The following is a 9,053-nucleotide window of genomic DNA, read 5'->3' on the forward strand; positions in this document are numbered from 1 at the left end:
CCGAACCAGTCGGGGCGTTTTCAGGCGATCAAGCTGCGAGAGCTTACTTACCCTGCCAGCGTTTCAGCACCAGGGTGGCGTTAGTGCCACCAAAGCCGAAGCTGTTGCTCATCACTGTATTGATGGTCGCATCTTCACGAGTCTTGGTCAGGATAGGCATGTCAGCCACGTCCGGGTCCAGTTCCTCGATGTTGGCAGAACCCGCCATGAAGTTGCCTTCCATCATCAGCAGGCAGTAGATCGCTTCGTGAACGCCAGCGGCGCCCAGGGAGTGACCCGACAGGCTCTTGGTAGAGCTGATCGCCGGAGCCTTGTCGCCGAATACCGCACGCACGCCTTCCATTTCCTTGGAGTCGCCGACCGGAGTCGAAGTACCGTGGGTGTTCAGGTAGTCGATCGGGGTATCAACGGTGGACATGGCCATCTGCATGCAGCGGATGGCGCCTTCGCCGCTTGGCGCAACCATGTCGTAGCCGTCGGACGTCGCGCCGTAGCCGACGATTTCCGCGTAGATCTTCGCACCACGGGCCAGGGCGTGTTCCAGCTCCTCGACCACCACCATGCCGCCACCGCCGGCAATGACGAAACCATCACGGTTCTTGTCATAGGCGCGGGAGGCTTTGTCCGGGGTTTCGTTGTACTGGGTCGACAGGGCGCCCATGGCGTCGAACAGGAACGACTGGCTCCAATGTTCTTCTTCACCGCCGCCGGCAAACACGATGTCCTGCTTGCCCAACTGGATCTGCTCTACAGCGGTACCGATGCAGTGAGCACTGGTGGCGCAAGCGGAGGAGATCGAGTAGTTCACGCCCTTGATCTTGAACGGCGTGGCCAGGCAGGCGGAAACGGTGCTGCCCATGGTCCGCGTGACGCGGTACGGGCCAACGCGCTTGACGCCTTTCTCGCGCAGGATGTCCAGCGCTTCCATCTGGTTCAAGGTCGACGCGCCACCGGAACCGGCGATCAGACCGGTGCGTACGTTGGACACCTGGTCTTCGCTCAGGCCGGAATCGGTGATCGCGTCCTTCATGGCCAGGTAGGCGTAAGCGGCTGCGTGGCCGACGAAGCGATAGATCTTGCGATCAATCAGCTCTTCGAGGGGCAGGTCGATGGAGCCGGAAACCTGGCTACGCAGACCCATTTCGGCATATTCCGGGTTGAAGCGGATGCCAGGGCGACTTGCACGCAGGTTAGCGGAGACGGTCTCTTTGTCATTGCCCAGGCACGAAACAATGCCCAGACCAGTGATAACGACGCGGCGCATGCGGATAACCCTTAAAAGTTGTCAGTGGAAGTGAATACGCCGACCCGAAGGCCTTCGGCAGTATAAATCTCGCGACCGTCGACAGTCACCGAACCATCGGCAATGGCCAGGTTCAGCTTGCCCTTGAGGACGCGCTTGATTTGAATGTTGTAAGTGACTTTCTTGGCGGTCGGCNNAAAGAACTTCACTTCGCCCGAACCCAGGGCGCGACCGCGGCCCGGCAGGCCTTGCCAGCCCAGGTAGAAACCGACCAGCTGCCACATGGCGTCAAGGCCCAGGCAGCCCGGCATCACCGGATCGCCTTCGAAATGGCAGGCGAAAAACCACAGGTCAGGGGTGATATCCAGCTCGGCGACCAATTCACCTTTGCCGTACTTGCCACCCTCTTCGCTGATATGGGTGATGCGATCCACCATCAGCATGTTCGGGGCGGGCAGTTGCGCGTTACCTGGGCCGAACAGCTCACCGCGACTGCAGCGCAGCAGGTCTTCCCGAGTAAAGGCGTTTTGTTTGGTCATGCGAGCTCCTCAATAATCCCATGCGGCAGGGCAGGGCAAATCTTCCCGGCCGACTGAAGCGTTCATGCCTCATATCGGCAGCCTACACATAGACTATTGCGTTGTAGTGAAAGTCACAGCGTCAAGGTCATGAATGTACACTTGTGCACTGAAATTATAAACCGGGCCGGTTTACGGGCCCGTTCGGGTGCCTAAGACTGCCGCACTTTCGTCTTTCACGCCAGTCGCAGTTGGCTGATGGCACCGTGTTACTGCACCCATCTCTGCAGGATTTGCTGCAAATCCGTGCGTTTGAACGGCTTTGCCAGGTAATCGTTCATTCCAGCTGCCAGGCAGGCTTCGCGATCGCCCTGCAAGGCATTGGCCGTGAGGGCAATGATTGGCAGCTCGGCGCAACCGGGCAACTGGCGAATCTGCCGGGTAGCCTCGTAGCCATCGATGCCCGGCAGTCGGCAGTCCATCAGGATTGCGGTAAAAATCAGGCTCTCGGCGCTGCGAATCGCTTCGGCGCCGTCGGTGGCGATGCTCACCTCGAACCCCAGGCTGCGCAGCATGGCTTCGACCACCGTGCGATTGACCGGGTTGTCTTCCACCAGCAACACGTTGCGCCCTTCGCCCGCACGGCCATTGCCTTCGGTATTCGGCGCGAGCACCGGCAAGCTCTGCTGGTAGATCGCCAGCGGAATTTCCAGGGTAAACACCGAGCCGTGGCCTTCTTCGCTCTGGGCGCGCAGGGTGCCGCCCATGCGTTCGGCCAGGGTGCGTGCGATAGGCAGTCCCAGTCCGGTGCCGCCGTAACGTCTTGAAATGGAACTGTCGGCTTGCTGGAACGCATCGAACATCAGTTCCAGGCGCTCGGCGGAAATGCCAATCCCGCTATCGCGCACGGTGCAGGTGAACCACAGCAATTCATGGTCCAGGGTCTGCCAGTGGGGTTCGACGGTGACGGTGCCCTGCTCGGTGAACTTCAGGGCATTGCCGATCAGGTTCACCAAAATCTGCCGGATGCGGGTCGGGTCGCCCTGTACTTGCAGCGAGCCCAGGCCCTGGGGGATCGGCACTTCGAGCGCCAGCCCGCGTTGTTGGGCGGCGTGCTGGAAGGCCAGGGCGCAACTGCTGATCAGCTCCACCAGGTCGAACGGAATGTGCTCAAGCTCCAGGGCCGCGCGCTCGATGCGCGAGAAGTCGAGGATGTCGTTGATCACCTTCAGCAGGTGTTCGGTGGACTCCGAGGCCAGTGCCGCGTATTCGGTCTGTTCCTCGGTCATGTCGGTGGTTTCCAGCAGTTGCAGCATGCCCAGCACCCCATTCATCGGCGTGCGCAATTCATGGCTCATCATCGCCAGGAAGTCCGACTTGGCATTGTTCGCCCGCTCGGCTTCTTCGCGGGTCTGGATCAACTGGGCCATGGCCTGGTGCTGTTCACGACTGGCCTGGTTCAAGCCATCGGCGAGGTTATTGATGTGGCGCGACAGGTCGCCCAGCTCCGAGTCATCCACGATGGGCAGCGGCGTCTGGTAATCGCCCTGCTGGATCGCCTTGACCGCATTGCCCATGGCGCTGATCGGTTGCGACAGGCTGGCCGCCAGGCGCCGGGCCAGCAGGAAGGTAAACAGCAGGGCGAACAGCGCGAGAATCCCGGCCTTGAACAGGATTTCCTGCTGGCGCTGGCTGAACGCATCGTTGGACATGCCGACAATCACTCGCCCCAGGTAGTCCGCGCGCGGGGCCTTGGGCTCGGCAGTACTGTCCTGGAAGAAGTCATTGCCCAGCTGGATATGTTGCAGGCGAATCGGCGCCTGGAAGACTTTCACCGACAGCGAGCGATCGTGCTTCTCCGACGGTTGCTCGACATACACCAGGATATTTTCTGCGCTGTCCTGAATCTCCAGGAAGCGCACGTGCGGCGTGGCGAGGGTGGCCCGCAACAGGCTTTCAAGCACGTCGTTGTTGCCGGAAATCACCCCGTATTCGGTGGCCGGCGCCAGTTGGTTGGCGATCAACTGGCCGGTGTGGTCCAGTTCCTGGCGCAGGTCCTGGATCCGCACGAAGGTGAAGAAGCTGATCAACAGCAGCGTCAGCAGGAGTGCCGGGCCCAGGGTAATGAGCTGGGTCCGGGTGTTGATGTCCCAACGGCGACGAAATGTCATGGGCGTTTTTCTCCTTCGGCCAGGCGGGCGGCGACGTTGGTTTCGTCCACCTGTTCGATCCCCAGTGAGCGCGCAACCTGCGGGTTGCCTACGACTTTGAAACGTTCCGGGTACAGCGAGCGCGGCCAACTGGCCGGCGCATGATCCAGCAGGCGGTCGAGCACATCCAGCCAGTCGGTCTGATCGCTGTAGGTGCTGGCCAGGCTGCCGGCCTTGACGAACCCGGCGTTGGGCCCGACCAGTGGCAATTGCCTGGCGTAGCTGCTGAGCAGCAGGTTTTTCGCGGTTTTCGGGTTGTACAGCTGGGGATCATCCAGCCCCAGCAAGACGTCGCTGTTCTTGAACAGGCTTTGCAGCGGGCGACTGTCATTAATGTTTTCCCAAAGCTGGGGCACGATCTCCAGGCCCATGGGCGCGGCGTACTGGCGCAGCTCGCGCAGCAGGAACTCGCTGTCGATGCCATAGAGCACGCCGATGCGCCGGGCCTGAGGCAGGATGCCGGTGATCAGGCGCAGTTGTCGGTCCAGCGGTGGGTCGCTCCACAGCAGGCTGATCTTCGCAGGCAACGTGGCACCCAGGCGCTGGCGCGCTTGCAGGCGGCTGATGCGCAGCACCAGGGTCGGTGGGCCCTGGGCGTCTTGCAGGCGCCAATCAAGGCTGGGCAAGTCCAGCAGGATCAGGCGGGTGCTGGTCGACAAGTTTGCAGGGGCGGGCAGGTCCTTGAGCGGGGTGAACTTCACGCTGTCTTCGGGACGCTGCAGGGCCAGGGCCTGGACGAATGTTTGTACGCCCGGGCCGTCTTCGTCGGCGGTCAGCAGGATATCCGCTGCCCATGTCGGTGCGCCGAACAGTAAAACCCCAAGCAACACACAGCACCGCCAGAGCCGGGCGGTAAAGGGCAGGGTCATCCGTGACGAGTCGCTGTCCACTAGAACTCTAACTCCGCACTGAAGTAGAGCACGTGGCGTTGGTCATAGTTGTTGTCGCGCCAGGTGGTGGGCTGATTGTCGAGGCGTTGTTGCAACATGCCGGCCAGCTCCACGTTGGCTTTGCCCAAGGCAATGCGCTTGGCCACCCGCAGGTCGACCCGTTCGAAGCGATACTGGTTGAGCGCATCGTCGCCATAGTAGAACACCGCGCTGGACCAGCCATGGCCCCATTCCCGCATCCAGCCGGCCGAGCCGCTGTTGCGGGCGGTCTGCTGCCTGTCCAGGGGGTTGGTGGCGCTGGCATCCACATAAGCATAGGTGACGCGCAGCCGGTCGGCGGTGCTCATGTGCCAGTCGAGCTGGGTTTCGGTGCCGGTAAAGCGCGAGCTGTTCGAGTTGCTGGCGATGTACTGGTTGTTGCGCAGCGGCTCGCTGACCATTTCGCTGATTTCGTCGTAGAACAGCTTCACGTCGACGTTCAGCCCGATGTCGGCAAAAAAGCCGTTGTAGCCCAGCTCCCGGGAGCGCATCAGCTCTTTGTCGAGGTTGCCCGGGCCGCGGGTCACCACGAAGTATTGGCCGGAGTTCTGGCCGTAGGCCGGCGAGCTGAGGTTGGTGACGCGGTAGCTCCAGTTGACGTTGTTCTCGAACATGTCCGGGGAGCGAATGGCTTCGGAGTACACCGCGCGCAGGCCGTGGCGCGGGTTGATCAGGTAGTTGACGGCCACCCGTGGCGTCAGCGAGTTGCCGCTCAGGTGGGTGTCTTCGTACATCGCGCCGCCCTGCAGCAGCCAGTGTTCGCTGGCCCGCCATTCCAGGTGGCCGAACAGGCGCCAGGTGGTGTCGTCCAGGGTGCCGTTGAAGTAGGTGTCGGAGTCGGCGCGGTCGTAGCGGTAGTTCATGCCGCTGACCAGGCGCAGGCTGTCGGACAGGCTGAGGGTGTCTTGCAGCTCCAGGTCGTAGCGGCTTTCCTTGGTGCTTTGGTCGATGTTGCCGCAGACCGGGTCCTTGCCGCCGTCCCCCCATTGCTGGAGCACCTGGCGGGCCAGTGCCTGCTCGGCGGCGCTGCCGGGTGGGAGGTTGCCTGGGTTGAAGTTGTTCATGTGCCGGGCCAGTCGCTCGGCATAGTTGGGGTTGAGCTGCCACAGCTGCGTCAGTTCCGGGCTGAACGAGACCTTGGCATCGCACGCGCGCCAGATCTGCCGGCGATCCCACTGCTGGGCCGAACCCTGGATATACAGGCTGTGATCGGGGTTGAAGTCGAAGTTCCAGCGCAGGGAACCGGCATAGTCCTTGGCGCTGACGTCGGAATTGTTACCGCCTTCGGTAATCCCGTCGAACACCGGTTGGTAGGTGTAAGGGCGCTGGTTGGTGCCTTCCTTGGCGTCCAGTTGCCAGTCGATGCTTTGTTGCGCATTCAGGGTCTGGCTCACGGCCAGGCTGAAGCGGTTCAGGCGGCGCCCGTCGCGGCGGTCAGCGCCCACGCGGTCGCTGTCAAAGCCATCGTCCTGTTGACCGGAGAGTGACAGGCGCAAATCGCCGGTGTCCCAGCCCATGCCCTGGCTGGCGTACCAGTCGTTGATCCCTCGGCCGCCCTGGGTGAGTTTCATCCGCGTGCCATGGCTGTTGGCCGGCGAGCGGGTGAGGATGTTGACGACGGCCATCAGCGCGTTGGCGCCGTAGCTGACGGTATTGGGGCCGCGGAAGACCTCGATACGGTCGATGTCTTCCAGGGCTACCGGAATATCGCTCCAGTCCACCGTGGCCAGGCCCGCTCGGTACACCGAGCGCCCATCGATCAACACCTGCATGCGCCGCGCATCGCCCGCCTGGGTGCCGTGGTAATTCACGGCGGCCTGGTTGCCGGTGGTGTAGCCGACCATCATCCCGGGCACCAGCCGCAGCAGTTCGGGGATATCCCGCGCACCGCTGGCCTTGATCAGCTCGCTGTCGATCACCGTCATGCTGCCGGGCACGGCGGCGGCCGATTGCTTGAGCCGGGTGGCGGTCAGCACCTGCGGCAGCGGCTGGCTGTCGAGGAACAGGTCGTCAGCCAGCACCGGCACACTGCACCACGGCATGCACAACAACGTCAGCAAAAGGGATGAGCGAGGAGGAGGGCCCAAATACACGGCACGGCCTTGATAATTACGGATAGCCGCCCATGTTAACTGAGGTGGGGCCTTTTGCCAGTCGTCGGCCCTGTAATTACTTCGCACAAATGTCGCATTTTCCGACAAGCGTTTGAATTGACGCGGGGGCTGGCCGCAGGCGGGTCGCTCCGTATAATGCGGCCATCGCCACTGCTATGGATTAACGGATTGCATATGACTGAACAGCGCCCTATTGCGGTCCTGGGAGGCGGAAGTTTTGGTACCGCCGTGGCTAATCTGCTGGCTGAAAATGGTCACCGGGTGCGCCAATGGATGCGTGACCCCGAGCAAGCCGAAGCCATTCGGGTCAACCGGGAAAACCCCCGTTACCTTAAAGGCATCAAGATTCTGCCGGCCGTGGAGCCGGTGACTGATTTACAGGCGACGCTGGACGAATGCGACCTGTGCTTCGTCGCGCTGCCCTCCAGCGCTTTGCGTTCGGTGCTTGCACCCCATGCCGAGCGGCTGGCGGGCAAGCTGCTGGTGAGCCTGACCAAGGGCATTGAGGCGCACACCTTCAAGTTGATGAGCGAGATCCTTGAAGAAATCGCCCCCGAAGCGCGGATTGGCGTGTTGTCCGGGCCGAACCTGGCGCGGGAAGTGGCTGAGCACGCGCTGACTGCCACGGTGATCGCCAGTGAAGACGAAGAACTCTGCGAGCGGGTGCAGGAGGTGCTGCACGGTCGCACCTTCCGCGTGTACGCCAGTGCCGACCGTTTCGGCGTCGAGCTGGGCGGGGCGTTGAAGAACGTCTACGCGATCATCGCCGGCATGGCGGTTGCGCTGGGCATGGGTGAAAACACCAAGAGCATGCTGATCACTCGCGCCCTGGCCGAGATGACCCGGTTTGCGGTCAATCAGGGCGCCAACCCGATGACCTTCCTTGGCCTGGCGGGTGTGGGCGACCTGATCGTCACCTGCTCGTCACCGAAAAGCCGCAACTATCAGGTCGGTTTTGCCCTTGGCCAGGGCTTGAGCCTGGAAGACGCCGTGACGCGTTTGGGCGAAGTGGCGGAAGGCGTCAACACCCTGAAGGTGCTGAAGGCCAAGTCTCAGGAGGTCGGGGTGTATATGCCGCTGGTTGCCGGGTTGCACGCGATCCTGTTTGAAGGGCGCACCTTGAACCAGGTCATCGAGTTGCTGATGCGGGCCGAGCCGAAGACCGATGTCGACTTTATTTCCACCAGTGGTTTCAACTGAGGAACGCGTCATGAACGATCCGAAAGCAGCACCCAAGTACGAGTCCATCGGCCTGCGTGTCCTGTGGATGCTGGTGTTTGCCCTGGTGTGGCAAGTGGCGCAGTTTCTGCTGGGGGCGCTGGTGGTGGTGCAACTGGTTTATCGCCTGGTGTATGGGGCACCGAACCTGGGGCTGATGAATTTTGGTGACAGCCTGAGTCAGTTCTTGGCGCAGATTGGGCGGTTTGGCAGTTTTCACAGTGATCAGAAGCCTTGGCCGTTCGCCGATTGGCCGACGCCCCGTGCACCGGAAGGTGAGGCTGCCCACAGTGTGCCGCCTGCACCGCATCCGGCGCGTGATGAGGAACCCAAGCTATGAAGGTGTGGGTGTTGCGTCACGGTGAGGCCGAGGGGCATGCGCGTACGGATGCCGAGCGTAATTTGACGGCCCATGGGTGCGATGAGGTGTTGCGCAGTGCGGCGCATCTGATCGGGCAGCCGATTCGGGCGATCATTGCCAGTCCGTATGTGCGGGCGCAGCAGACGGCGCAGTTGGTGCGGGAGGCGTTGGGGTTTGAGCCGGATGTCCGCACTGTGCCTTGGTTGACGCCGGAGAGTAATCCGTTGGAGGTGCTCAAGCATCTCGACAATGACGATGATGTGTTGCTGGTTAGCCATCAGCCGTTTGTGGGGGGGCTGATCAGTTATTTGCAGCATGGGCATTTGCGGCAGCCGCAGGCTATGAGTACGGCGAGTTTGGCGGAGTTGGAGGGGGATTTTCCGTTGGCGGGGTTGATGAGTCTTTTGAGTGTTCGGAATCCTTAAGGTTGGGTTTGGTTTTGGGTACATATCCGTTTCTT

General features: G+C 61.8%; 8 protein-coding genes. 3 read left to right on the plus strand and 5 right to left on the minus strand.

Going from position 1 to position 9,053, the window contains the following annotated elements; all coding sequences use genetic code 11:
• Window positions 1-43 precede the first annotated feature (43 nt).
• The 5 genes from fabB to HX815_RS02095 all read right to left on the minus strand — a co-directional run bounded on the left by fabB (window position 44) and on the right by HX815_RS02095 (window position 6,993).
• Window positions 44-1,264 (minus strand): beta-ketoacyl-ACP synthase I, encoded by a 1,221-nt coding sequence (gene fabB, locus HX815_RS02075; RefSeq protein ID WP_003210553.1) that lies wholly within the window; start codon window positions 1,262-1,264, stop codon window positions 44-46.
• 11 nt (window positions 1,265-1,275) lie between these two features.
• Window positions 1,276-1,782, minus strand: a complete 507-nt coding sequence (gene fabA / locus HX815_RS02080; RefSeq protein WP_177027737.1) for a 3-hydroxyacyl-[acyl-carrier-protein] dehydratase FabA — start codon at window positions 1,780-1,782, stop codon at window positions 1,276-1,278.
• A 248-nt stretch (window positions 1,783-2,030) separates the two neighbouring features.
• Window positions 2,031-3,932: an ATP-binding protein gene (locus HX815_RS02085; protein ID WP_177027738.1), complete on the minus strand. Its 1,902-nt coding sequence runs from the start codon at window positions 3,930-3,932 to the stop codon at window positions 2,031-2,033.
• Window positions 3,929-4,840 (minus strand): ABC transporter substrate-binding protein, encoded by a 912-nt coding sequence (locus HX815_RS02090; RefSeq protein ID WP_177027739.1) that lies wholly within the window; start codon window positions 4,838-4,840, stop codon window positions 3,929-3,931. Before HX815_RS02090 ends, HX815_RS02085 begins: the two co-directional genes overlap by 4 nt.
• 20 nt (window positions 4,841-4,860) lie before the next feature.
• A complete protein-coding gene (locus HX815_RS02095) occupies window positions 4,861-6,993 on the minus strand; it encodes a TonB-dependent siderophore receptor (protein ID WP_087694449.1) in 2,133 nt (710 codons plus the stop codon).
• 195 nt (window positions 6,994-7,188) lie between these two features.
• Between HX815_RS02095 and HX815_RS02100 the strand changes: the two genes are divergently transcribed.
• From HX815_RS02100 to sixA, 3 genes are read left to right on the plus strand one after another with little or no spacing between them, the layout of a single operon-like run.
• Window positions 7,189-8,214 carry an NAD(P)H-dependent glycerol-3-phosphate dehydrogenase gene (locus HX815_RS02100; protein WP_003210548.1) on the plus strand — a complete coding sequence of 342 codons (1,026 nt, stop codon included), beginning with the start codon at window positions 7,189-7,191 and terminating at the stop codon, window positions 8,212-8,214.
• A gap of 10 nt (window positions 8,215-8,224) precedes the next feature.
• A complete protein-coding gene (locus HX815_RS02105; protein ID WP_003210547.1) occupies window positions 8,225-8,572 on the plus strand; it encodes a DUF4389 domain-containing protein in 348 nt (115 codons plus the stop codon).
• The gene (sixA, locus tag HX815_RS02110) at window positions 8,569-9,018 is read left to right on the plus strand and encodes a phosphohistidine phosphatase SixA (protein ID WP_177027740.1); all 450 of its coding nucleotides are present in this window, start codon (window positions 8,569-8,571) and stop codon (window positions 9,016-9,018) included. Before HX815_RS02105 ends, sixA begins: the two co-directional genes overlap by 4 nt.
• Window positions 9,019-9,053: the final 35 nt, after the last annotated feature.

It is taken from the genome of Pseudomonas sp. E6002 (assembly GCF_013385565.1).
GTDB lineage: Bacteria > Pseudomonadota > Gammaproteobacteria > Pseudomonadales > Pseudomonadaceae > Aquipseudomonas.

Coding starts and splice junctions, on each gene's coding strand:
- HX815_RS02100 (WP_003210548.1), top strand. CDS start 7,189: ATGACTGAACAGCGCCCTATTGCGGTCCTGGGAGGCGGAAGTTTTGGT.
- HX815_RS02105 (WP_003210547.1), top strand. CDS start 8,225: ATGAACGATCCGAAAGCAGCACCCAAGTACGAGTCCATCGGCCTGCGT.
- HX815_RS02090 (WP_177027739.1), bottom strand. CDS start 4,840: ATGACCCTGCCCTTTACCGCCCGGCTCTGGCGGTGCTGTGTGTTGCTT.
- HX815_RS02085 (WP_177027738.1), bottom strand. CDS start 3,932: ATGACATTTCGTCGCCGTTGGGACATCAACACCCGGACCCAGCTCATT.
- fabB (WP_003210553.1), bottom strand. CDS start 1,264: ATGCGCCGCGTCGTTATCACTGGTCTGGGCATTGTTTCGTGCCTGGGC.
- sixA (WP_177027740.1), top strand. CDS start 8,569: ATGAAGGTGTGGGTGTTGCGTCACGGTGAGGCCGAGGGGCATGCGCGT.